Genomic DNA, 22,040 nt, shown 5'->3' on the forward strand with positions numbered 1-22,040 from the left:
TCCTTGTTGTTCATACGCGTGGCGACAAGCCATCGGCCAAAGACATACGGTAAGCCCGCCAGGCAGGCCCCAAACTGGCCAACAATCCGGCCAGCAAGACAGCGCCGGCCAAAGCCATTTGTGTGGGCAAAGGTACAGCCAGTTGCAAGCGGATGCCCAGCGACTGCTGCAACCACGGCGTGGCCAGCGCCATGCCCGCGTAGGCCAACAGCACACCCAACACGACCCCGGCACAAGTGACCCACACCCCTTCGAGCGTGAGCAGGCCCAGCACATGGCGCGGCGCGGCGCCCACCGCACGCAGCACGGCCAGTTCGCGGCGGCGTTCGTTCAGGCCCGCCAACACCACCGCCACGAGCGAAACCACACTCACCAAAGCCACCAAGGCCGAGACGGCCAACAAAGCGTTTTCACCCAGCCCCAGCACCGACCACAGCTCACCCAGCGCCACACCAGGCATCACACCCATCAGGGCTTCGTCTTCGTAGAAATTCACAAAGCGCTGCACATTGAACACCGCTGCCCGGCTTTTCAGGCCCACCAAGGCAGCCGTGACTTCTTCGGGCTCGAGCTTGAATTTGCGGGCTTGGTCGGCCGGGATCTGCCCGACTGGCATGGGCGTGCCCGCGACCCAGCCCAAGTGGATGGCTTCGAGGGCCTGCAGGCTCACCTGAACCGAACGGTCTACAGGTGTGCCGGTGGGCGCCAGAATGCCGACCACCTTGAAAGGCTTGTCGGCGTGTTCATCGGCCTGGTCGCCTTCTCCTTTGTGGTCGTGATCGTGCATGCCGTGACCCAGCGTAATGCTTTGGCCCAGGCCATAACCCATCTTGCGTGCCACTTCGGCCCCGATCACGGCCTCGTACAAACCATCGAGCGTGTCGGCAAACGCCTGGCCCTGCTGCAAGACCAGCGGCTGTTTGTCGCCATAGGCAAAGTGCTGGAAAAACGCGGGCGTGGTGCCCAGCACCGGAAAGCCCCGGTGCGAATCACCCAGGCTCAAAGGCACCACCCAAGACACCGAGCGGTGCTGCGCCAGTTTGTTCACGCTGTCCATGCTCATGCTTTGCGGCACGCTGCCAATGTGAAAGACCGAAAACAACATGAGCTGCACCGGGCTGCTGCGGGCACCCACAATCAGATCGACGCCGCTGACCGATTGCGAAAAACTGTGGCGGATGTCTTGGCGCAAACGCTCCAGCGTCCACAACAAAGCAGTGGCCAGCGCCAGCGACACCACCACCCAAACCAAGGTGCTGCGGCGGTTCCAGGCGCTGCTGCGGGCCATGCTCAGTAGGCTGTTCATGTGCTCACCCCCGCTTGCTGCAAGGCGGGCAATGACCATTGCACATCAAAGCGCACCGCCTGCTGCTCGTCGTGGCTCACACACACCAAAGTGCTGCCCGCCTCGCGTGCGGCCTGCAGCAACAAGTCCATGAAGTCCTGGCGCAAGGCGGCGTCGAGCGCCGAGGTAGGCTCGTCGGCCAGGATCAATTCGGGCTGACCCATCAGGGCGCGGGCCGCAGCCACGCGCTGCTGCTGGCCCACCGACAAGGCGTCGGCGCGGCGGCTCCACAGCGTTTGGGGCAAAGCCATGCGCTGCAGCCAGCTTTGGGCCGAGGCCTCGGGGCCACCTTCGGCCTGGCAGCGAGAAAGCCGCAGCTTGGAAAAACGGCAAGGCAGGGTCACGTTGTCCAGAACGCTCAGATAAGGTAACAAATTGAACTGCTGGAACATCACACCCACATGGTTGGCCCGAAAGGTGTCACGCTGGCCGGGCTTTAAAGCCGCCCAGTCTTGCCCCAGCAAAGACACACGGCCATGATGGGGCGACAAAACGCCCGACAACAAACCCAGCAAAGTGCTTTTGCCGCAGCCACTGGGGCCATGCAAAAAAACAGTCTGACCCCGGTCAATATGCAAGCGGCCCAGCACCAAGTTGTCAGGGCCACTCCGGGTCCAGGCAAAGCGCAATGGCTCAATGTCGATCACAGCTACTCCCTGTTGAACGGGGCAATATACCCCGTCAATCGGGCACAACGGTCTTTCTCCGGCTTTCCCTGCGGGCAATCCAGACGGTAGAACCGAGGATGACCAAGGCCCCGGCCCAAGTCCATTGGCTGGGCACGTCGCCAAACACCAACCAGCCCAAGACCGAAGCCCAAACCAAGTCGAGAAAGCGCAGGGATTGAGTGGCCGAAATATCGGACAAGGCAAATGCCCGAGTCAGGCAGTAATGCGCCAGTGTCCCCAACACACCCGTGGCTGCAAAACCCAACCACTGCATCAGCGTGGGCATTTGCCAATGGGGTAAAGCCATGGGGAGGCTGAGCACGGACACCGTCAGCGCCTGCCACAACACGATCACGCCAGGTTTTTCATAACGGGTCAGGGCTTTGGTGATGAGAAAAGACGCCGCAAACACCGGTGAAGACGCCAACATGACGAGGTTGAACCAACCGCCCTCACCCGACATCTTGGGCAAGACCACCACCAACACCCCGGCAAAACCGACGATGGCGGCAATCCAGCGGTCTTTGCGCATCGGCTCGCCCAGAAACCAAGCAGCGCCGAGCATGATGAAAATCGGCCCGGTAAAGCCAATGGCGGTCATGTCGGCCAAAGGGATTTTGGGCAAAGCGGTGAACCACAAAATCAGGCCCAGCGTGTGAACACCGCCGCGCCAAAACTGCCCCGCCATGTTGACGGGCATGTAAGCACGCCAGCCATCGCGAAACACCCAGGGCAAGATCACCAACAGGCCAAACACATAACGCAAGAACTGTGACTGGTAAACGTCCAACTGCAAAGTCAGTTCTCGGGCGATGGTGTTGAGCAGGGAAAACAAAAATCCGCCCAAAACCATCCAAACCATGCCTTGCACTGCCAATGGCCAAGACGAAAAAGCACGGCCAGTGCGGTGCTGCACCAGCCGCCAAGAGCGTGGGAGGGCGAAAAAGGCTTTGCGCGGTTTCATGCGCAGCCACTGCGTAAAAGATGAATCACCCGGCCATCTTAGGCCGGGTCAGCGCGCCAATGGGTCGCTTGGGTTACGCCAAGCTCATACCGCGTTGTTCTGCAAAGCCGCGATGCGCTCTTCGATCGGTGGGTGGGTGCTGAACAACTGGCCAATGCCACCGGCAATGCCCATGGCGGCCATGCTCTTGGGCAGCTCGGCGGTGTGCACGCCACCCAAACGGGCCAAAGCGTTGATCATGGGTTGTTTGCGGCCCATCAATTGGGCAGCGCTCGCATCGGCACGGAACTCGCGCTGACGGCTGAACCAAGACACGATGATCGCAGCAAGTACGCCTAACAAAATGTCCATCACGATGGTGGTGATGTAGTAGCCCATGCCGGGGCCCGTGTTTTCTTCGTCGTTTTTGCGCAAAAAGCTGTCCACCGCATAGCCAACGATGCGCGAAATGAACACCACAAAGGTGTTCATGACGCCTTGAATCAGGGCCATGGTGACCATGTCGCCGTTAGCGATGTGCGCCACTTCGTGGGCGAGCACTGCCTCGATTTCTTCGTGCGTCATGTTTTGCAACAGGCCAGTGGACACGGCCACCAAGGCCGAGTCACGGAAAGCGCCAGTGGCAAAGGCGTTGGGGTCGCCTTCAAAAATGCCCACTTCGGGCATGCCGATGCCAGCTTTGTCGGCCAATTTGCGCACCGTGTCCACGATCCAAGCTTCGTCGGCATTGGCCGGTTGCTCAATGAGTTTCACACCCGAGGACATTTTGGCGATCCATTTGCTCATGAGCAAAGAAATGATGGCACCGCCAAAGCCCATGATCAGCGCAAAACCGAGCAAAGCGCCCAAGTTCAGGCCATTGGACGTCAAAAAGCGATTAACGCCCAACAAGTTGGCGACGATACCCAACACCAGCACCACGGCCAGGTTGGTCACGACGAAAAGAAAAATGCGTTTCATGTTCAATTTCAATTTCACCCGAAAGACGCGGGCACGTTGGAGTGGATATTAGGGTGTCGGAGTTCAAAATCAAGCCGGCGGCAAGATTTCCGAATTGGCGTACGGTTTTTCAGCAGGGGCAGTTTGGCGGCGAGGGCGAAATACGCTCGCATCGTCATAAAACGCGGGGTTCTCGTTGTCGGGCCACCAGCCAGGCACACCCAAAAGAGGCAGAGGGCTGAAGGGTTTCACCGCCAGCTTTTCGGGCGTCAGGTCTTGCGCCAACCAGCCATCCAGATCAGCCGCAGCCACTTCTTGCGGAACGCGCCACAGATGAACGGTGATCGATTTGTAGGGCTGAACCGCTTTTTCAAGCGCAGCATGGCCAAAGGCCCACAGGCGGGTGTGCACCCATTCGGCCCGCAAATCGACCAAAGCCTCCGTCCAGCGGTGTTCGGTCAACGCTGACCAAAGCCCGTCTGATGGCTGGATGAGCCAGGCGTTTTCGTCGAACACCGTGGCTGCATCGCGCACCGGACCACGCACTTGACCGACACCCGCACGGGCAATTTCACGGGCTTGCAATTGGTTCAAACGCTTTTTGGCCAGCGGAAAGTGCATCCAGCACAAAGCATTGAAGAAATCGTGCAAGCCTTCGCGCGTGGGCACCTGGCCATGGGCAAAGATGAAGTCTTCGTAGGCCTGCCCTTCGGGCAAATCGGTTTGTGGCACAAAGCGCACGGGCACTGGCGCGTGCGCCAGGCTAGGGGCTTTCATGAGGGTTTGATTCAGGGCTTCAGGCTGAGGGCAACCCGCTGCCACCTGCTGGGCGATGGGTTCGCCCACAGCACGCCAGTCGGCCAACCAAGGGGCTTGCCAATCGATGTCTGGAACGCTCAGTGCAGATGTTGGGACACACCTGCGTCCCGCCCGGTTCGGGTTCAAGCTGAGGCTCAGAGGCTGACCATCCGCCAGGGCAGACTTTCGCCCGAACGCAAAGGCTTGAGCTCGGCCTCGCCGAAAGCAAAACTTTCGGCAGGGGTCCAGCTTTCGCGGCGCAGGGTGATGGTGCCGCTGTTGCGCGGCAGTCCGTAAAAGTCGGCCCCGAAGAAGCTGGCAAACCCTTCGAGTTTGTCGAGTGCGCCGGCTTGGTCAAAAGCTTCGGCATACATTTCGATGGCCGCGTGCGCGGTGTAGCAACCGGCGCAACCGCTGGCGTGCTCTTTGAGGTGCGCCGGATGCGGCGCACTGTCGGTGCCCAGGAAGAACCGGTTGTTGCCGCTGGTGGCCGCTTGCACCAACGCCAAGCGGTGCGTCTCACGCTTGAGCACTGGCAAACAGTAGTAATGCGGGCGCATGCCGCCCAAGAACAGGGCGTTGCGGTTGTACAGCAGGTGATGCGCCGTGATGGTCGCACCCAGGTTCTCGTCACCTGCAGCCACGTACTGTGCGGCCTCTTTGGTGGTGATGTGCTCCATCACAATTTTCAGGCCCGGAAAATCGCGGCGCAGGGGAATGAGTTGCTGCTCAATGAACATGGCTTCACGGTCAAACAGGTCGATGTCAGACGAAGTGACTTCGCCGTGCACTAGGAGCAACACGCCTTCTCGTTGCATGGCTTCGAGCACGGGGTAAATCTTGCGCAGGTCGGTCACACCCGCATCGCTGTTGGTGGTGGCTCCGGCCGGGTAAAGCTTGCACGCCACCACACCTGCCGCCTTGGCCCGGGCAATTTCTGAAGGGGCCAAGTTGTCGGTGAGGTAAAGCGTCATCAAGGGCTCAAAGCTCATGCCTTGGGGCACGGCGGCCTGGATGCGGGCCTTATAAGCCAGCGCCTGCTCAGCGGTGGTCACAGGGGGTTTGAGGTTGGGCATGATGACGGCGCGGCCGAATTGGGCAGCCGTGTGGGGCACCACCACGTTCAGGGCGGCGCCATCGCGCACATGCAGGTGCCAGTCGTCTGGGCGGGTCAGGGTGAGTTCGTAGGTCATGGGCCGTATTGTCTCAAACCTGCGGCAGTGGCAGGATGGGTGGGCAACTCATGGGACAAGAGGCGGGGCAGTGGGCCGGGACTCCTACTCGCTTCGCTCGCCAAGTCGCCCCAACCCACTGCCCCGCCTCTTGTCCGAAGGTTAGAAATGAACTGCCTCAGTGCCCCAGGATCTTGGACAAAAAGTCCTGTGCCCGATCGGTTTGTGGCGAGTCAAAGAACTGCTGGGGTGGAGCTTGCTCAACCACCTGGCCTTGGTCCATGAAGATGACGCGGTCGGCCACGGCTTTGGCAAAGCCCATTTCGTGCGTCACGCACAGCATGGTCATACCCTGGCTGGTCAGCTCGATCATCACGTCCAGCACTTCCTTGATCATCTCGGGGTCGAGCGCTGAGGTGGGCTCATCAAAAAGCATGATTTTGGGGGTCAAACACAGTGCACGGGCAATGGCCACACGCTGTTGCTGACCACCGGACAACTGCAAGGGGTACTTGTGAGCATGCTCTGAAATGCGTACACGCTCCAGTTGCACCATGGCTTTGTCCACGGCTTCTTTGCGTGGCATCTTGGCGACCCAGGTGGGCGACAGAATCAGGTTTTCCAAAACGGTCAGGTGCGGGAACAGGTTGAACTGCTGGAACACCATGCCAACTTCGCGGCGCACTTTGTCGATGCCTTTGAGGTCATCGCCCAACACGGTGCCATCAACGGTGAGGGTGCCTTCTTGGTATTCCTCGAGGGCGTTGATGCAGCGGATCAAGGTGGATTTGCCTGAGCCCGAGGGGCCACAGATGACCACTTTCTCGCCTTTGGCAAATTGCAGGTTCACATCGCGCAACACATGGTAGCCATTGCTGGCATACCACTTGTTCACGCCTTTGAATTCGATGAGAGGGGTAGCGTTGGAGGTCATAAGAGTCTTTCGTTCAACGGACTTTGCTCACGGCCGTGCGTTCTTCGATCCACAGGCTGTATCGCGACATGGCAAAGCAGAACGCGAAATAAATGAAGGTGATGAAAAGGTAGGCTTCGATCTTGAAGGGGCGCCAGTCGGCGTCCGAGTTGAGCGCCAGGCCTAAGGCGCCGGTCAACTCATAGAGCGAGACGATGGTCACCAAAGAGGTGTCTTTGAACAAGCCGATGAAAGTGTTCATGATGGACGGCACCACGGTGGCCAAGGCCTGAGGCAAGACGATCATGCGCTGGGTCTGCCAGTAGCTCAGGCCCAAAGTGGCCGCCGCCTCGGTTTGCCCTTTGGGCAAAGCTTGCAGACCACCCCGAATCACTTCGGCCATGTAAGCCCCTGAAAACAGGGTGATACCCACCACCACACGCACCAGTACGTCGATTTTCACGCCTTCTGGCATGAACAGCGGCAGCATGAACGAGGCCATGAACAACACGGTGATCAGCGGCACGCCGCGCACCAACTCCACGTACAAAGTGCACAAAGTCTTGATGGCCGGCATGTTGGAGCGTCGGCCCAAAGCCACGAAGATGGCCAAAGGAAAGGCCAAGGTCATGGAAATCACGGTGAGCATGACCGTGAGCGGCAAGCCGCCCCACTGGTCGGTATCGACCGGGGTCAGACCGAAAAACCCACCCTTCATGAGCACGAAATACACAGCGAGCATGACCAGCCATACCAAGGGCAGAGCCTTGTTCCAGAAACGCGGCATGCAGCTGAGGACGACCACGCCGAGCATCAGAGCTGTCGCGATCACCGGACGCCAGTGCTCGGTCTCTGGGTAACGCCCCATCACAATCAAGCGGCCTTTCTCGGAAATGACCCCCCAGCAAGCGCCCACACCGCGCATGTCGTTACACGCTTGCAACTGGCTACCAAAGACGGCTTGAAACAGGGCCCAGTCCAGCGAAGACACCAGGGCCAGAAGGCCCACGGCCAGCAACACCAGCGACAAGACGGTGTTGCCCAAACTGGAGAACAGATTGGTGCGCAACCAAGCCAGAGGACCTGAACTGCGGCCAGGCATCGGCCGGGCTTCCAACGATTTGAAAACAATGCTCATGTCAGCGCTCCTGAATAGCGGCACTGGCGTTGAACCAGTTCATAAGAGCCGACGTGATAAGGGACAGCGTCAGGTAAACCAACATCACGATGGACAAGGCCTCAATGGCACGGCCCGTCTGGTTGAGTGTGGTGTTGGCGATTGACACCAACTCGGGGTAGCCGATGGCCACCGCCAAAGAAGAGTTTTTCGTCAAGTTCAAGTACTGGCTGGTGAGCGGCGGAATGATCACCCGCAGGGCCTGGGGCAAGACCACCAAGCGCATGGATTGGCTTTTGCTCAGCCCCAATGAGGCAGAAGCTTCGTGCTGCCCCAATGACACCGAAGCAATGCCCGAGCGAACCACCTCTGCAATGAAAGATGCGGTGTAAAAAACCAAGCCGCAGAGCAGCGCCATGAACTCGGGGCTGAACACCCCCCCATCTTCGATTTGGAAATCACCCACTTTGGGCACATTCCACTCGGCAGGAGCTCCCCCCACCAACCAGCCCAAGAGCATGAACGCGAAGGTGACCGCCAACGACACCGCCCACACCGGACGGGTATGGCCTGTTTGGTCGAAATGCGCCTTGGCCCGACGGCGATAAAAAATAGCAAATACGCAACCCATGGCCAGCCCGATGAGGGCCAGTGTTTGCCCTAGCTCCCAGACAGGCCAGGGGAAAGAAACACCATTTTTGCTCAAATAGAAGTGCCCCAATTTCCAAGCTTTGTCGAAATCGGGCAAGGCTTCGGTGAACACCAAATACCAAATCAGCAACTGCAGGTAAACCGGCACGTTGCGAAAAAATTCCACATAGGCGTAGCAAACCTTGCGAACCAAAAAGTTGGCCGAGAAACGCCCCACGCCGACCAACACACCCAGCAAGGTGGCCAGCACAATGCCAATCACAGCCACTTTGAGCGTGTTGAGCATGCCAATGAAAAAGGCCACCAGATACGTGCTGTTGGACGCGTACTCGATCATTGTTTCGCTGATGTCAATGCCGAACGGCTGCAGCAAAAAGTCGTAGCCACTTTGGATGCCACGCAATCGCATATTGGTCAGCGTGTTGCGCACCAACAAGCCCACCAAGGCCAAGGCGGAGAGAATCGCGACGATCTGGTAGATGACCGAGCGCCCTTCGCGGCTTCGCCACGAAATGGATCGGTTTTTCTTGCCAGGCAATGGCCTGGCCTCGATCATGGAAAAATGGGACATGTACAGGGCCTGAAGAAAACCACGGTTACAAAAGATACGCCCCAAGAAGGGGCGTATCCAGAGTCTTTAAGAAAGACCGAAAATCAACGCAGAGGGGCTGCGTACATCAAGCCGCCTTTGCTCCACTGGTTGTTCAGGCCACGTGGCAAGTTGATGGCCGTCTTAGGACCGACGTTGCGCTCGAACATCTCACCGTAGTTACCAGTGGTCTTGATGGCGCGTGCCAACCACTCTTTGTCCAGACCCAGGTGCTTGCCCAAATCTTCAGTGGCACCCAACAAACGGCCCACTTGGGGGTTATCGCTGGATTTCATTTGGTCCACATTGGCTTGTGTGATGCCGTACTCTTCGGCTTCCACCAAACCACTCAGCACCCATTTGTTGATGGCGAACCACTCGTCATCACCGCGGCGAACCATTGGGCCGAGGGGCTCTTTGGAGATCAAGTCAGGCAGCACCACGTGAGCTGCAGGATCTTTGGCTTCCTTGGCGCGAACCGAGGCGAGGCCCGATGCGTCGGTGGTGTAAGCCTGGCAACGGCCAGAGAAGTAAGCACCCGTAGCGGCTTCCACTTTCTCAAACACCACAGGCTTGAGGTTCAACTTGTTGGCACGCGAGAAATCGGTCAGGTTTTTCTCAGTGGTGGTGCCCGATTGCACGCAGACCGTTGCGCCTTTGAGTTGCTTGGCGCTGGTGATCTTGCCTTTTGGCACCATGAAGCCTTGGCCGTCATAGTAGTTGGCGCCAATGAAGTGCAGACCCAAAGAACCATCGCGGTTCAAAGTGTTGGTGGTGTTGCGAGCCAAAACATCCACTTCACCCGACTGGAGAGCGGTGAAACGCTGTTGTGCGGTCAAAGGCACGTACTTCACTTTGGAAGCGTCGCTCAGCACGGCGGCCGCCAGCGCACGGCAATGGTCCACATCCAAACCCGACCAGTTGCCACTGGAGTCGGCGGCAGAAAAACCAGCCAAACCTGTGTTGACGCCGCAGACAATTTGTCCGCGCTGCTTGATTTGGTCCAACGTTTTGCCGGCCATGGCCGAAGTGCCGGCCATCAAGCCCACAGTGGCCAAAACGGCAGTGATCACGGTATGTGCATGTTTTTTCATCGTTTGTATCCTCTTTTCAATTTTGAGCGGCAAAACGCCACTCGTTGATTAAATGCCAAATTTGCGCCCAAACCGACTAGGAGCTTCCCTAGGTGGCGCCTTGAGCTCAAAACACCGATAGGCCGCACCATCATGATGCATTCGCCAAACCCGTATTTTTTGTAAGCACAAAACACGCCAGAATTGGATCAAGCTTTGCGATTGTGATCCAAAAATACCCCTACTTTGCGGCCCCGGCAATGAATCGACAGCTTAGTGGTGGAATTCTTCCGTTTTAGCCAGCAGGCACGTTGTCGCGCAACAAGGCCCGCGTGTTTTGAAGCGACTGCAAAAGGCCCAAAGCCTGCGCATACAAAATCTGCCCTGCGGGTGTGAGCTGGGTCGGGTAAGAACTGCGGTCCACCAAATCCGTCCCCGCCCAAGCCTCGAGCGACTGGATGCGCCTCGAAAAAGCAGGTTGCGTGACATGTCGCAATTGGGCCGAACGGCTGAAACTGCGGGTCTCAGCCAAACTCACGAAGTCTTCAAGCCACTTGGTTTCCATGGGCGTGCACTCCAGTCAGGGTCCTGTCAATCGCCAGATTGCTGCAAAGCCCACATGCTGGCGTAACGCCCTTGACGGGCCAGCAACTCTGCATGGTTGCCTCGCTCGATGATGTGTCCAGCTTCCATCACCAAAATCTCGTGTGCATCGACCACAGTGGAAAGGCGGTGAGCGATGACCAAGGTGGTTTTGTTTTGCGCAACGCTGGCCAATTCAGCCTGGATGGCGCGCTCATTGGCCGAGTCCAGCGCCGAGGTGGCTTCGTCAAACACCAGAATCGGCGGATTCTTGAGCAAAGTCCGGGCAATGGCCACGCGCTGCTTCTCGCCCCCGGAGAGCTTCAGACCCCGCTCGCCCACCGAAGTTTGGTATCCCTTGGGGGTAGAGGCAATGAAGTCGTGGATGCGGGCCGAACGGGCAGCCCCTTCGATTTCAGCTTGACTGGCACCGGGACGACCATAGGCGATGTTGTAAGCCACACTGTCGTTGAAGAGGACTGTGTCTTGCGGCACGATGCCCAAGGCCTGACGCACGCTGGTTTGCGTGACCAGCCGGATGTCTTGTCCCGCAATGCGTATGAAACCTTGCTGCACATCGTAAAAACGAAACATCAAACGCGCCAGCGTGGACTTGCCCGAGCCAGAAGGCCCCACCACCGCCACCGTCTTGCCCGCAGGAATGGTGAAGCTGATGTCTTGGAGGATCGGGCGGTCGCTTTCATAGGCAAAGGACACACGGTCAAACACCACATCGGGTGCACCTTGCAAAGCCAAGGCTTGGGCATCCGGCGCATCGGCCACTTCGCGCTCGCGGTCCATCAACACAAACATCTTGTCCAGGTCGGTCAAGCTTTGCTTGATCTCGCGGTACAGCACACCCAAAAAGTTGAGCGGAATGTAGAGCTGGATCATGAAGGCGTTGATCATGACCAGGTCGCCCAAAGTCATGCGCCCGGCCACCACACCTTCGGTAGCCCGCCAGAGCATGGTCACCAGCGCCGCCGCGATGATGAGCTGCTGCCCCGTATTGAGCACCGACAAAGTGGTTTGCGCCTTGAGCCGCGCAATGCGCAAGCGCTCCAGGCTTTCGTCGTAACGGCCCGCTTCAAACACCTCGTTGCCAAAGTATTTGACGGTTTCGTAGTTCAAAAGTGAGTCAATGGCGCGGGTGTGCGCGGCCGAATCGAACTCGTTGGCCTGCTTGCGAAACTGCGTACGCCATTCGGTGATCCGCACGGTGAAGACAATGTACAAGGCCAAAGCCAACAGCGTGATGCCCGCAAACCAAGCGTCAAACTTGACGGCCAAAATGGTCAATACCAAAGCCACCTCGATCAGCGTAGGGATGATGCTGTAGAGAGAGTAGGAGATCAAAGACTCAATGCCCCGCACGCCGCGCTCGATATCACGCGTCATGCCCCCGGTTTGCCGCGCCAAGTGAAAGCGCAGGCTCAGCGCATGCAGGTGCTCAAAGGTTTGCAAGGCAATGCTGCGCGAGGCACCCTGCGTGGCTTTGGCAAAAACCAGTTCGCGCAACTCGGTGAATGCCGAGGTCAGCAAGCGCAAAGCGCCATAACCCACCAGCAGTGCCACGGGCACCACCAGCACCGCTTGCGGATCGTTGGGCTTGAGGCTCATGGCGTCCACCAACTCCTTGAGCAGCAGCGGAACGCTCACGTTGGCCAACTTGGCACCGACCATGAGAGCCAACGCAATGACCACACGCCATTTGTATTGCCATAAATAGGGCAATAGGCGGGACAAGGTTTGCCAGTCACCGCCTGCAGCGGGCTGTGGAGCCTGCCCAGAAGTTTTGCCAGGAGCGGCTGCAGTTGGGGCGGTTTCGCCGTGGTGGCGCATAGGGGACAATCCAGTTTTGTTGTTAACCACCGATTGTGCCCATGTCTGACACCCCACACCCCCAAGCTGTGTCTTTGCCCACCGACCAGGAACTGGTGCTCAAGGTCATCCCCATGCCTGCTGACTGCAATGCCAGCGGCGACATTTTTGGTGGCTGGGTCATGGCGCAGGTCGACTTGGCAGGCGCCGTTCTGCCCGCCCGGCGTGTGCGCGGCCGCATGGTGACCGTAGCGGTGAACGAGTTCATCTTCAAACAGGCCGTCAAAGTGGGCGATATCCTGTCTTTTTTCTCGCGCATCGTGCGTGTGGGACGCACCTCGGTCACCGTCAAGGTGGAGGTGTTTGCTGAACGCTTTCAGTTGCAGGGGCAGTACATCAAGGTCACTGAAGCGAACCTGACCTACGTGGCGGTGGACGACCAAGGCAAACCCAGGCCCGTGCCTGCGGAGTGAATGGCCCGACAGGTCAGGACACGATGTAAGCGGCAGCGCCAGTCGACATCAAGGTACCGTCGGGCCCACAAAACTCCATGCGCGACGACCCCACCCTCGAGCCGACGCGCAAGGCGTTGGCGGTGATGATGAAGTGCTCGCCAATGCCGGGGCGCAGGTAGTCCACCCGCAAATCGATGGTGCCCAGCTTGGCAAAGCGCTCCAGGCGCTTGGCAGGCGGTTCATCCATGTGCTTCGCGGCCAGCGCCGCCATCACGGCCGCGCTGCCGATGGCGTCAAGCACCGCACTGATGACGCCGCCATGGATGCGGTTGTAGGCAAAGTGCCCCACCAATTCAGGCCGCATGTCGATGCGGGCCTCCACGCCCTCAGGCGTGACCTTGACGAGCTTCAAGCCCAAGGTTTTGTTGAAGACAATTTTTTCTTCGTAGATCTGGCGAAAACCTTCGATGTACTCAGGTTCCAGAACGATGGGGACAGGTGAACGGTGGGGCATGCCTGAGATTCTAGGGAAGAACCGCGCTTGGCAGCCCCCAGCCTTCAAAGTTTGGAAAAATCGGGTTTGCGTTTTTCCATGAACGCACCAAACGCCTCTTTGGCTGCGGGTTCGCGCAGCATGCGGCCAAAGTCTCGGCCTTCTTCGTCCATCTTTTGCAGCACGGCTTGCTGATCGCCGCCCTTCATCAACCGCTTGGTCGCGATGAGTGAGCTCAAAGGTTTGGACGCCAATTTCCGGGCTTGCGCTTGGGCATAGCCATTGACTTCGGTGGGCGGCACGACACGGTTGACCAGGCCGACTTCTTGCGCAGCTTCGGCAAAAAAGGGCTCACCCATGAGCAGTGCTTCGGCAGCACGGTGGTAACCAAACATGCGCGGTGCGAGATAACTCGAAGCCGCTTCGGGGCACAGGCCCAAGTTGACAAAAGGCATGGAGAACGCCGCGTTGTCACCGGCATAAACCAGGTCGCAATGGAACAGCATGGTGGTGCCAATGCCCACCGCAGGCCCAGCGACGGCAGCCAGAAGCGGCTTTTCGAAAGTGGCAATGCCGCGCAGAAAACGGAACACGGGCGACTCTTGTGTGCTGGGCGGCTGGTTCAAAAAATCACCGATGTCGTTGCCAGCACTGAAGATGCTTTCATGCCCCTGAAACACGACCACACGAACGGCCGGATCGGCCGCAGCCTGCGCCACAGCGTCGGCCATGGCCGCGTACATGGACGAGGTGATGGAGTTTTTCTTGTCCAGGCGGTTGAAGGTGATGGTCATCACCCCTGCGTCGGTGTGGGTCAGGATGTCAGACATGGAGAGAGGTCCTTGTGGTGTGGTCAGTTATTTGGAGCAAGTAAGAGCGCTTTACTGAACCCGAATCCAGGTTTGTGTGCGGCCCAACATAGGAGCACCGATGTAGCCGCGCACTTCCAACTTCTTACCCCCGTCGATCGGGGTCAGACGCAGGCTGTAGTTTTTGCCGTTCTCGGGATCGAGGATTTTCCCACCCTCCCACACCACTTTGCCGTCACTTTGTTGACCGCCCCGGATGATTTCCATGCCGATTTTGGGCTTGTCTTTGCGGTCGTCGGTGCACAGGTTGCAGTTCGGCTCAGTGTTGGGGTTGTTTTGCAGCGATCTTTCGACCACGCCCGACAAGCCACCCGATGCGTTTTGGCTGATGCGGATTTCGGCTTTGGGCTGCTTGGTTTCGTCATCAATGCTGCGCCACAGGCCCACCGGGCTCATTTGGGCATGGGCGGCCAGGCTCAGCAGGCCCAAGCTCAGCGTCATTACGGATTTGATCATCGTGTGATTCCTTGATTGAAGTTATGGACTCAGGCCAAGGCCGCGTCGGTGTCCATCAGCACATCGCTGCCGGCACGGATACGGCGCATCAAAGTGGATGTTTCAGGCATCAGGCGGGTGAAGTAAAAACGAGCGGTCTGCAGCTTGGCCTGATAGAACGGATCGGGGCGCTGCGCTTCTTCTTCGGCCTCGGCCAATTTGGCCAAAGCGATTTGCGCCGAGCGGGCCCAGAAGTAACCCAGCACCAGGTGGCCCACCACGCGCAGATAGTCTACGGCGGCTGCGCCGACTTCGTCGGCATTGCTCATGGCTTTCATGCCCACTTCGCCAGTCAGCTGCGTCAGCTTTTGGCCCAGATCGGCCAGTGGCTTGATGAACTCGCCCATGGCTTCATTGGCCATTTCGGCCTTGACCAGTTGCTCAACCAGTTTGCCGAACTTTTTGAGTGTAGCGCCTTGGTTGCCGAGCACCTTGCGACCCAGCAAATCCAGTGATTGGATGGTGTTGGTGCCTTCGTAAATCATGTTGATGCGGGCATCGCGCACATACTGCTCCATGCCCCACTCCTTGATGTAGCCGTGGCCACCAAACACCTGCATACAGGCCGAGGTGGACTCCCAAGCGTTATCGGTGGTGAAGGCTTTGACGATGGGCGTGAGCAGGGCCACGACTTCTGCAGCCTCAGCACGCACGGCCTCGTCAGGGTGGTTGAATTCTTTGTCGAGCAACAAAGCGCAGTAGCAAGCCAGAGCCCGGCCGCCTTCGGCATAGGCCTTGGCGGTCATGAGCATGCGGCGCACATCGGGGTGAACGATGATCGGGTCAGCAGGTTTACCGGGGGCTTTGACACCGGTGAGCGAACGCATTTGCACGCGGTCTTTGGCATAAGCCAGCGCGTTTTGGTAAGCCACTTCGGTCAGGCCCAATGACTGGTTGCCGACACCCAAACGGGCGGCGTTCATCATCACAAACATCGCTGCCAAGCCCTTGTTGGGCTGACCCACCATCGTGCCCACGGCTTCGTCCAACACCATCTGGCAAGTGGCATTGCCATGGATGCCCATCTTGTGCTCCAGGCCACCGCAGTAAATGCCATTGCGCTCACCCATGGCGCCATCGGCCGACACATTGAACTTGGGCACCAAAAACAAGCTGATGCCTTTGTTCCCGGGAGGGGCATCGGGCAAACGGGCCAACACCAGGTGAACGATGTTGGGAGCCAAGTCGTGCTCGCCTGCGCTGATGAAAATCTTTTGTCCGGTGATGCGGTAGGTGCCATCGGCTTGGGGCTCGGCCTTGGAACGCAAGAGTCCCAGGTCGGTGCCACAATGCGGCTCGGTCAGACACATGGTGCCGGTCCACTCGCCGCTGGTGAGCTTGGGCAGGTACAAGGCTTTTTGCTCGGGCGTGCCGTGCGCATGCAAGGCTTCGTAAGCGCCGTGCGACAAACCGGGGTACATGGTCCAAGCTTGGTTGGCCGAGTTGAGCATTTCGTAGAAACACTGATTGACCACAAATGGCAAGCCCTGCCCGCCGTATTCGGGGTCGCAGCTCAGGGCGGCCCATCCACCAGCGACGTATTGCTCGTACGCGGCTTTGAAACCGTCTGGTGCTTTCACCGCGTGGGTCTCGCGGTTGAGCTCGCAGCCTTGCGTGTCGCCAGAGACGTTGATGGGGAAAATCACCTCGGAGGCGAACTTGCCCCCTTCTTCCAGCACCGCGTTGATGGTGTCTGCATCGGTGTCGGCGTGCTTGGGCAGCGCCTTGAGCTCGGCGCTGACGTTGAGTAATTCGTGCAACACAAACTGCATGTCACGGAGGGGCGGGTTGTAGACGGGCATGGGAGCTCCTGGTTAATAGGGGTCAGGTGTTGGAAATATTGAACGGTCAAACCTTGGCCGCATAGCGGTCCAAAATGTGCAAAAAGCCCCGGCGTGCACGCTCGGTCGCGTTGGGGTTGCGCAAAAAACGGGCTTCGTAATGCAGCGCCAAAATCAGGCCATGGATTTCAAAGGCGATTTGGTGCGCATCGGCCTCTTTGATGAGCTGACCTTCTGCCTGGGTCAACTCGACGGCTCTGCGCAAGGCGGTTTGCCAAGTGGCCACCGATCGGGCTAAAGCGTCACGCACCGGACCTGTGCGGTCATCGAATTCCACAGCGCCACTGATGTAAATGCAACCTGAATCGATCTCCGCCGAAGTCTGAACCATCCAGTTATCAAACAAAGCTTGCAAACGTTGCAGGCCACGGGGCTTTTGCATCGCCGCATAAAACACCTCGGCCTCAAAACGGTCGTGGTACTCGCGAATCACGGAAATTTGCAATTCCTCTCGCGAACCAAAGTGAGCAAAAACCCCGGACTTGCTCATGCCAGTGACCTCGGCCACAGCACCAATAGACAAGCCTTCCAAGCCAATCTGCGAAGCCAAGCCCAAGGCCGCATCGATGATCACCGCTTTGGTTTGTTGACCTTTGATCAGGACACGCTTGCCTGGCTCGGACGCAGGCGGGCCTTCAACTTTGGAAGATGGGAAACGATCGGTCATAGGGCATCAAAAAAGAACGATCGTTCTATTTTGCACCAAAACCAGACCAAATCCAACAAACCCTGCGCAAGTCAAGGTAAATCGGGGGGTAAGGCGTCGGGGCTGGAATTGAGCCCCGACATGGCCTCGTTCAAAGACTCGGTGTCAAGCCTTGAAAGCGACGACCTTCTGGGTTTGCTCACCCAAACCGTCGATGCCCAAGCGCATCACATCGCCGCGCTTCAAGAACACCGGAGCAGGCTTGCCATCTTTTTTCACACCCATACCCACACCTGGAGGTGTGCCCGTCGTGATGATGTCGCCGGGCTCAAGGGTCATGAACTGGCTCACATAACTGACCAACTTGGCCACACCAAAAATCATGGTCTTGGTGTTGCCGGTCTGGAAACGCACACCATTCACGTCCAACCACATGCCCAGTGCTTGTGGATTGGGCACTTCGTCACGCGTGACCAGCCAAGGGCCTACGGGACCGAAAGTGTCGCAACCTTTGCCCTTGTCCCAAGTGGCGCCGCGCTCAAGTTGAAACTCGCGTTCGCTCACATCGTTGACCACGCAGTAACCGGCCACATGGTTGAGCGCGTCTTTTTGCGACACGTAGCGAGTGCGTGTCCCGATCACAATACCCAGTTCCACCTCCCAGTCAGACTTTTTGGAGCCCTTGGGCAACATGACATCGTCGTTCGCACCTTGAATGCAGGAGATAGCCTTGGTGAACACAATGGGTTCGGCCGGGATGGGCATGTTCGACTCGGCCGCATGGTCGGCATAGTTCAAGCCAATGGCAATGAACTTGCTGGTGTAGGAGATGGGCGTGCCAAAACGCTTTTTGCCGCGCACCAAGGGCAGCTTGTCGGTTTTGACTTTGGCCAATTTGGCCAAGGCCTTGTCGTTCAGCAGATCAGGCGAGATGTCTTTGACCAAGCCACTCAAGTCGCGCAAGCGGCCTTCAGCGTCGATCAGACCGGGTTTTTCTTTGCCGGGTTGGCCATAACGAACGAGTTTCATGGTTGCCTTTCAGTTTTCAAAAAATCAATAAGTGGAGCGGCCGCCGGACAAGTCAAAGACCGCGCCGGTGGAGAAGGAACATTCTTCGGTGCTGAGCCAGGTCACCATGGCGGCGACTTCTTCGGGCTCGCCAAAGCGGGCCATCGGAATTTTGGAGAGCATGAACTGGATGTGCTCGGGCGTCATTTGATCAAAGATCGCCGTCTTCACAGCCGCCGGGGTGACACAGTTGACGCGCACACCCGTATCGGCCAGCTCTTTGCCGAGCGATTTGGTCAGGCCAATCACCGCCGCCTTGCTCGCACTGTAAGCGCTGGCGTTGGGGTTGCCGTCTTTGCCCGCCACCGAGGCGATATTGACGATGCGCCCGTAATTGCGGCTCTTCATGTGGGCGCTCAGTTCGCGGCAGCAATGGAAAAGGCCATGCACGTTCACATCGAACACCTGCTTCCAAGCGTCCACCGGATAGTCCCAAACCTTGACGTTGGGGCCGGTGATGCCCGCGCTGTTGACCAGTACATCGACGCCTGCCAGCGCCGTGGTTTGAGCGGTGGCGTTCACCACCGAGGCGTGGTCGGCCACATCCACCTGCACCGTGTTGACCACCACACCCAGCTGGCCTTGGCGCAGCTGCTCAGCGGCTTTGGCCATGCCTGCGGCGTCGCGGTCCCAAATGGTGACGCGAGCACCCGAGGCCAGCATGCGCTGTGCAATGGCAAAGCCCAGGCCCGTGGCCCCACCGGTGATGACCGCGTGGCGGCCTTTCATGTCGAGCAAGTTCATGTGTGGCTTTCAGTCATTCAATGAGGTGGTTCAGATGGTCATGCCACCGTCGACCATGTAGGCATTGCCCGTGGCAAAGATGGATTCGTCCGATGCGAGGAAAGTGACGATGGGTGCAATCTCATGCGCCTGCGCCAAACGGCCCATGGGCTGGCGGTTGATGAAGTCTTGGCGCGCCTGCACCGGGTCGGCATAGCTGTTGATGCGGTCCTGCAGCGAAGGCGTGTCCACGGTGCCAGGGCAAATGCAGTTGCATCGCACACCCTGACGCACATAGTCAGCCGCCACGCTTTTGGTCAGGCCAATCACCGCCGCCTTGCTGGTGCCGTAGATGAAACGGTTGGGCAGGCCGCGCACGCTGGAGCACACGCTGGCCATGTTGATGATGCTGCCGCCGTGGCCGTCCTGTGCAAACTGCGCAACCATTTTGGGAACGACCGCTTGAATCATCCAGAACTGCGAACGCACGTTCAAGTTGAAGGCGAAATCCCAATCATCGTCAGTGGCCAGTTCGATGTTGCCGTTGTGCACAAAGCCTGCGCAATTGAAGACGATATCAATGCGTGGCAAGCTGGCCACTTGCGCTGCAATGGCTTTCTTGTCGAGCACATTGAGCACGGCAGTGTGCACATTGGCCACGCCTTGATACGACTTGAGCAGATCCGCATTCACATCGGTGGCGTACACCGTTGCACCCTCTGCAGCCATGGCCAATGCGGCGGCTTGGCCAATGCCTTGTCCAGCGGCGGTCACCAGCGCGATTTTTCCTTTGAGTCTCATGGTGTCTTGATCTCCAGATGGGTCATTTGTCTACTTGAAATGGCCGACCAATCCCAGGCAATGCCCAAACCGGGGGCAGCGGGAGGGATGGCAAAGCCGTCTTGAACTTGCATGCGAGAAGTGGTGATGTCGTCGAGCTGCGGAATGTACTCCACCCAAGTGGCGTTGGGCACAGCCGCGCACAAGCTCACATGCAACTCCATCAAAAAGTGCGGGCACACCGCCACATCAAAAGTTTCGGCCAAGTGCGCGGTTTTGATCCAGGGCGTGATGCCGCCAATGCGTGACACATCGGGTTGCACGATGGAACACGCGCCTTGCTCCAGATATTCACGGAACTGCATGGGGTGGTACATCGACTCCCCCACCGCCACGGGGATGGTGCTGTGCTCGCGCAGTTGGCGGTGGCCCGAGACATCTTCGGCGGGCAAAGGCTCTTCCATCCACGCCAGCCCCAGTCCATCGAAAGCCCGCGCACGTCGCACCGCCTCGGCGCGGTTGAAGCCTTGGTTGGCGTCGGTCATCAAATCAAAAGCAGGCCCCACCGCATCGCGCACAGCACTCAAGCGGGCCACGTCTTCGCTCACATGCGGGCGGCCAATTTTGATTTTGGCTCCTTTGAAGCCCTGGGCTTGCGCCTCCAAGGTTTGGTCCACCAAGGCTTCAGGTGACAAATGCAGCCAGCCACCTTCTGTGGTGTACAGAGGGACACGCGCTTGCGCCCCGCCCAGCAACTGCCACAGCGGCAGGCCCTGGCTTTGCGCACGCCAGTCCCACAAAGCGGTGTCGACACAGGCCAGCGCCAAGCTGGTCATCGCCCCAACAGCCGTGGCATGGGTATGAAAGAACAAATCTTTCCAGATCGCTTCGATCAAGACAGGGTTGCGGCCGATGAGTCGGGGCACCAAGTGGTCTTTGAGCAGCGCAACTACTGAAGAACCACCGGTGCCGATGGTGTAGGCATAGCCAGTGGCCTCGACCCCATCGCTGCAATGCAGCGTGAGCAGCACCGTTTCTTGTGTCACGAAAGACTGGATGGCGTCGGTGCGCAAGACCTTGGGCGGCAAATTCACTTGCCGAAGGCTCACGCGGTCTATGGTGACAGGAGACATGGGATTGAAGTCGGTGGACTGAGGGTTTATGCGGGTCTAAAAAGACTTGACCGCTGAAAACTGACCGTGTGATGATTGTGCAACTGGTCTGACCACTTGTCCAATTCACGTTATCCCTGATCACCCCCATGCCTTTGCATTCCGTGGCCCCGCAACGCTTGTACCGACAAATTGCCGATCAACTTCGGCAGTTGATGGTGTCGGGCGAATTCGCGCTGGGCTCACGCTTACCCGCCGAACGCGACTTGGCTTTGCAACTGGGCGTGAGTCGTCCATCGGTGCGCGAAGCACTGATTGCACTCGAAGTGGAAGGCATGATCGAAGTGCGTACGGGCTCAGGAATTTATGTGCAACGCCTTGAGGCGCCCAACCAATTAACCGTTACGCCATCGGCTGAAGCAGACACTCCGGCCGACTGGGGCCCTCTGGAAGTGATGAGTGCCCGTTTGTTGATCGAGGCCGAGGTGGCGGCATTGGCCGCTACGCACGCACAAAAGGCAGACCTCAAAGCCATCAAAACGGGCTTGCAGCAAATGAAACTCGAAGCCGCACGGGACGAAGTGCCTCGCGATGGTGACGAAGCCTTTCATGCCGCCATTGCCAAAGCCTGTGGCAACAGCGTTTTGCTCGATACCGTGCAGCGCTACTGGCAAGCCCGAAATGGCCCATTGTTTGAGAGGCTGGGGGACTATTTTGAGCATCCCGCATCCTGGCAATCTGCCATCAACGAACACCAGCAAGTCTTGCAGGCGATTGAGGCGCACGACGCCACGGCCGCTCGCAAAGCCATGCAAAAGCACCTGAAACAAGCCCACAAAAGATACAGCGCGAGCTGGCGCCGCGCTCCCGCCCGTTAGCTGGCAGCTAACGGGGTATGCAGTTTTTTTCGCGTCAGCATTTTTCAA

22 protein-coding genes and 1 pseudogene are annotated in these 22,040 nt (G+C 58.4%); 2 read left to right on the forward strand and 21 right to left on the reverse strand.

Annotated elements, in window-relative coordinates; genetic code table 11:
* Positions 1–10: 10 nt before the first annotated feature.
* The 12 genes and pseudogenes from SWE17_RS08355 to SWE17_RS08410 all read right to left on the reverse strand — a co-directional run bounded on the left by SWE17_RS08355 (position 11) and on the right by SWE17_RS08410 (position 12,653).
* Positions 11–1,306: an ABC transporter permease gene (locus SWE17_RS08355; RefSeq protein ID WP_322992641.1), complete on the reverse strand. Its 1,296-nt coding sequence runs from the start codon at positions 1,304–1,306 to the stop codon at positions 11–13.
* Positions 1,303–1,992 (reverse strand): ATP-binding cassette domain-containing protein, encoded by a 690-nt coding sequence (locus SWE17_RS08360; protein WP_322992642.1) that lies wholly within the window; start codon positions 1,990–1,992, stop codon positions 1,303–1,305. Before SWE17_RS08360 ends, SWE17_RS08355 begins: the two co-directional genes overlap by 4 nt.
* A gap of 34 nt (positions 1,993–2,026) precedes the next feature.
* The gene (locus SWE17_RS08365; protein ID WP_322992643.1) at positions 2,027–2,977 is read right to left on the reverse strand and encodes a DMT family transporter; all 951 of its coding nucleotides are present in this window, start codon (positions 2,975–2,977) and stop codon (positions 2,027–2,029) included.
* An 84-nt stretch (positions 2,978–3,061) separates the two neighbouring features.
* Positions 3,062–3,937, reverse strand: coding sequence for a protease HtpX (gene htpX / locus SWE17_RS08370; protein ID WP_322992644.1), 876 nt, complete (start codon positions 3,935–3,937; stop codon positions 3,062–3,064).
* A gap of 69 nt (positions 3,938–4,006) precedes the next feature.
* On the reverse strand, positions 4,007–4,861 hold the full coding sequence (locus tag SWE17_RS08375) for a DUF3025 domain-containing protein (RefSeq protein ID WP_322992645.1): 855 nt from the start codon (positions 4,859–4,861) through the stop codon (positions 4,007–4,009).
* A gap of 8 nt (positions 4,862–4,869) precedes the next feature.
* A complete protein-coding gene (pyrC, locus tag SWE17_RS08380; RefSeq protein ID WP_322992646.1) occupies positions 4,870–5,907 on the reverse strand; it encodes a dihydroorotase in 1,038 nt (345 codons plus the stop codon).
* Between the two features lie 157 nt (positions 5,908–6,064).
* Entirely contained in the window at positions 6,065–6,820 is a 756-nt protein-coding gene (locus SWE17_RS08385; protein WP_322992647.1) for an amino acid ABC transporter ATP-binding protein, read from the reverse strand.
* 13 nt (positions 6,821–6,833) lie between these two features.
* Positions 6,834–7,937 carry an amino acid ABC transporter permease gene (locus SWE17_RS08390; RefSeq protein ID WP_322992648.1) on the reverse strand — a complete coding sequence of 368 codons (1,104 nt, stop codon included), beginning with the start codon at positions 7,935–7,937 and terminating at the stop codon, positions 6,834–6,836.
* A gap of 1 nt (position 7,938) precedes the next feature.
* Positions 7,939–9,138, reverse strand: a complete 1,200-nt coding sequence (locus tag SWE17_RS08395; protein ID WP_322992649.1) for an ABC transporter permease subunit — start codon at positions 9,136–9,138, stop codon at positions 7,939–7,941.
* 83 nt (positions 9,139–9,221) lie between these two features.
* Positions 9,222–10,250, reverse strand: a complete 1,029-nt coding sequence (locus SWE17_RS08400) for an amino acid ABC transporter substrate-binding protein (protein WP_322992650.1) — start codon at positions 10,248–10,250, stop codon at positions 9,222–9,224.
* Positions 10,251–10,527: 277 nt separating this feature from the next.
* Positions 10,528–10,794: pseudogene (locus SWE17_RS08405) on the reverse strand (LysR family transcriptional regulator); the annotation flags it as partial.
* Between the two features lie 26 nt (positions 10,795–10,820).
* The gene (locus SWE17_RS08410; RefSeq protein WP_322992651.1) at positions 10,821–12,653 is read right to left on the reverse strand and encodes an ABC transporter ATP-binding protein/permease; all 1,833 of its coding nucleotides are present in this window, start codon (positions 12,651–12,653) and stop codon (positions 10,821–10,823) included.
* A 41-nt stretch (positions 12,654–12,694) separates the two neighbouring features.
* On the opposite strand from SWE17_RS08410, the gene SWE17_RS08415 reads away from it, so the two are divergent.
* Complete coding sequence (locus tag SWE17_RS08415) at positions 12,695–13,105, forward strand: acyl-CoA thioesterase (RefSeq protein ID WP_100118655.1); 411 nt, start codon at positions 12,695–12,697, stop codon at positions 13,103–13,105.
* Between the two features lie 13 nt (positions 13,106–13,118).
* On the opposite strand, the gene SWE17_RS08420 is transcribed toward SWE17_RS08415, so the two are convergent.
* The 9 genes from SWE17_RS08420 to SWE17_RS08460 all read right to left on the reverse strand — a co-directional run bounded on the left by SWE17_RS08420 (position 13,119) and on the right by SWE17_RS08460 (position 21,135).
* Positions 13,119–13,601: a thioesterase family protein gene (locus SWE17_RS08420; RefSeq protein WP_322992652.1), complete on the reverse strand. Its 483-nt coding sequence runs from the start codon at positions 13,599–13,601 to the stop codon at positions 13,119–13,121.
* Positions 13,602–13,645: 44 nt separating this feature from the next.
* Positions 13,646–14,410, reverse strand: coding sequence for an enoyl-CoA hydratase (locus SWE17_RS08425; RefSeq protein WP_322992653.1), 765 nt, complete (start codon positions 14,408–14,410; stop codon positions 13,646–13,648).
* 51 nt (positions 14,411–14,461) lie between these two features.
* Positions 14,462–14,905, reverse strand: a complete 444-nt coding sequence (locus tag SWE17_RS08430) for a DUF2147 domain-containing protein (protein WP_322992654.1) — start codon at positions 14,903–14,905, stop codon at positions 14,462–14,464.
* A 29-nt stretch (positions 14,906–14,934) separates the two neighbouring features.
* Positions 14,935–16,746, reverse strand: a complete 1,812-nt coding sequence (locus SWE17_RS08435) for an acyl-CoA dehydrogenase C-terminal domain-containing protein (protein WP_322992655.1) — start codon at positions 16,744–16,746, stop codon at positions 14,935–14,937.
* 46 nt (positions 16,747–16,792) lie between these two features.
* Positions 16,793–17,452 (reverse strand): TetR/AcrR family transcriptional regulator, encoded by a 660-nt coding sequence (locus SWE17_RS08440; RefSeq protein ID WP_322992656.1) that lies wholly within the window; start codon positions 17,450–17,452, stop codon positions 16,793–16,795.
* Between the two features lie 144 nt (positions 17,453–17,596).
* A complete protein-coding gene (locus SWE17_RS08445) occupies positions 17,597–18,460 on the reverse strand; it encodes a fumarylacetoacetate hydrolase family protein (RefSeq protein WP_322992657.1) in 864 nt (287 codons plus the stop codon).
* 24 nt (positions 18,461–18,484) lie between these two features.
* A complete protein-coding gene (locus SWE17_RS08450) occupies positions 18,485–19,243 on the reverse strand; it encodes an SDR family NAD(P)-dependent oxidoreductase (protein WP_322992658.1) in 759 nt (252 codons plus the stop codon).
* Between the two features lie 30 nt (positions 19,244–19,273).
* On the reverse strand, positions 19,274–20,023 hold the full coding sequence (locus tag SWE17_RS08455; RefSeq protein WP_322992659.1) for an SDR family oxidoreductase: 750 nt from the start codon (positions 20,021–20,023) through the stop codon (positions 19,274–19,276).
* Entirely contained in the window at positions 20,020–21,135 is a 1,116-nt protein-coding gene (locus tag SWE17_RS08460) for a mandelate racemase/muconate lactonizing enzyme family protein (protein ID WP_322992660.1), read from the reverse strand. Before SWE17_RS08460 ends, SWE17_RS08455 begins: the two co-directional genes overlap by 4 nt.
* Before the next feature lie 128 nt (positions 21,136–21,263).
* Between SWE17_RS08460 and SWE17_RS08465 the strand changes: the two genes are divergently transcribed.
* Entirely contained in the window at positions 21,264–21,992 is a 729-nt protein-coding gene (locus tag SWE17_RS08465; protein ID WP_322992661.1) for a FadR/GntR family transcriptional regulator, read from the forward strand.
* The last annotated feature ends 48 nt before the right edge of the window (positions 21,993–22,040 follow it).

Origin of the sequence: Limnohabitans sp., assembly GCF_034680285.1 — a bacterium.
GTDB lineage: Bacteria > Pseudomonadota > Gammaproteobacteria > Burkholderiales > Burkholderiaceae_C > Limnohabitans_A.

Coding starts and splice junctions, on each gene's coding strand:
- SWE17_RS08355 (WP_322992641.1), bottom strand. CDS start 1,306: ATGAACAGCCTACTGAGCATGGCCCGCAGCAGCGCCTGGAACCGCCGC.
- SWE17_RS08365 (WP_322992643.1), bottom strand. CDS start 2,977: ATGAAACCGCGCAAAGCCTTTTTCGCCCTCCCACGCTCTTGGCGGCTG.
- htpX (WP_322992644.1), bottom strand. CDS start 3,937: ATGAAACGCATTTTTCTTTTCGTCGTGACCAACCTGGCCGTGGTGCTG.
- pyrC (WP_322992646.1), bottom strand. CDS start 5,907: ATGACCTACGAACTCACCCTGACCCGCCCAGACGACTGGCACCTGCAT.
- SWE17_RS08385 (WP_322992647.1), bottom strand. CDS start 6,820: ATGACCTCCAACGCTACCCCTCTCATCGAATTCAAAGGCGTGAACAAG.
- SWE17_RS08390 (WP_322992648.1), bottom strand. CDS start 7,937: ATGAGCATTGTTTTCAAATCGTTGGAAGCCCGGCCGATGCCTGGCCGC.
- SWE17_RS08395 (WP_322992649.1), bottom strand. CDS start 9,138: ATGTCCCATTTTTCCATGATCGAGGCCAGGCCATTGCCTGGCAAGAAA.
- SWE17_RS08400 (WP_322992650.1), bottom strand. CDS start 10,250: ATGAAAAAACATGCACATACCGTGATCACTGCCGTTTTGGCCACTGTG.
- SWE17_RS08410 (WP_322992651.1), bottom strand. CDS start 12,653: ATGCGCCACCACGGCGAAACCGCCCCAACTGCAGCCGCTCCTGGCAAA.
- SWE17_RS08415 (WP_100118655.1), top strand. CDS start 12,695: ATGTCTGACACCCCACACCCCCAAGCTGTGTCTTTGCCCACCGACCAG.
- SWE17_RS08420 (WP_322992652.1), bottom strand. CDS start 13,601: ATGCCCCACCGTTCACCTGTCCCCATCGTTCTGGAACCTGAGTACATC.
- SWE17_RS08425 (WP_322992653.1), bottom strand. CDS start 14,410: ATGTCTGACATCCTGACCCACACCGACGCAGGGGTGATGACCATCACC.
- SWE17_RS08430 (WP_322992654.1), bottom strand. CDS start 14,905: ATGATCAAATCCGTAATGACGCTGAGCTTGGGCCTGCTGAGCCTGGCC.
- SWE17_RS08435 (WP_322992655.1), bottom strand. CDS start 16,746: ATGCCCGTCTACAACCCGCCCCTCCGTGACATGCAGTTTGTGTTGCAC.
- SWE17_RS08440 (WP_322992656.1), bottom strand. CDS start 17,452: ATGACCGATCGTTTCCCATCTTCCAAAGTTGAAGGCCCGCCTGCGTCC.
- SWE17_RS08445 (WP_322992657.1), bottom strand. CDS start 18,460: ATGAAACTCGTTCGTTATGGCCAACCCGGCAAAGAAAAACCCGGTCTG.
- SWE17_RS08450 (WP_322992658.1), bottom strand. CDS start 19,243: ATGAACTTGCTCGACATGAAAGGCCGCCACGCGGTCATCACCGGTGGG.
- SWE17_RS08455 (WP_322992659.1), bottom strand. CDS start 20,023: ATGAGACTCAAAGGAAAAATCGCGCTGGTGACCGCCGCTGGACAAGGC.
- SWE17_RS08460 (WP_322992660.1), bottom strand. CDS start 21,135: ATGTCTCCTGTCACCATAGACCGCGTGAGCCTTCGGCAAGTGAATTTG.
- SWE17_RS08465 (WP_322992661.1), top strand. CDS start 21,264: ATGCCTTTGCATTCCGTGGCCCCGCAACGCTTGTACCGACAAATTGCC.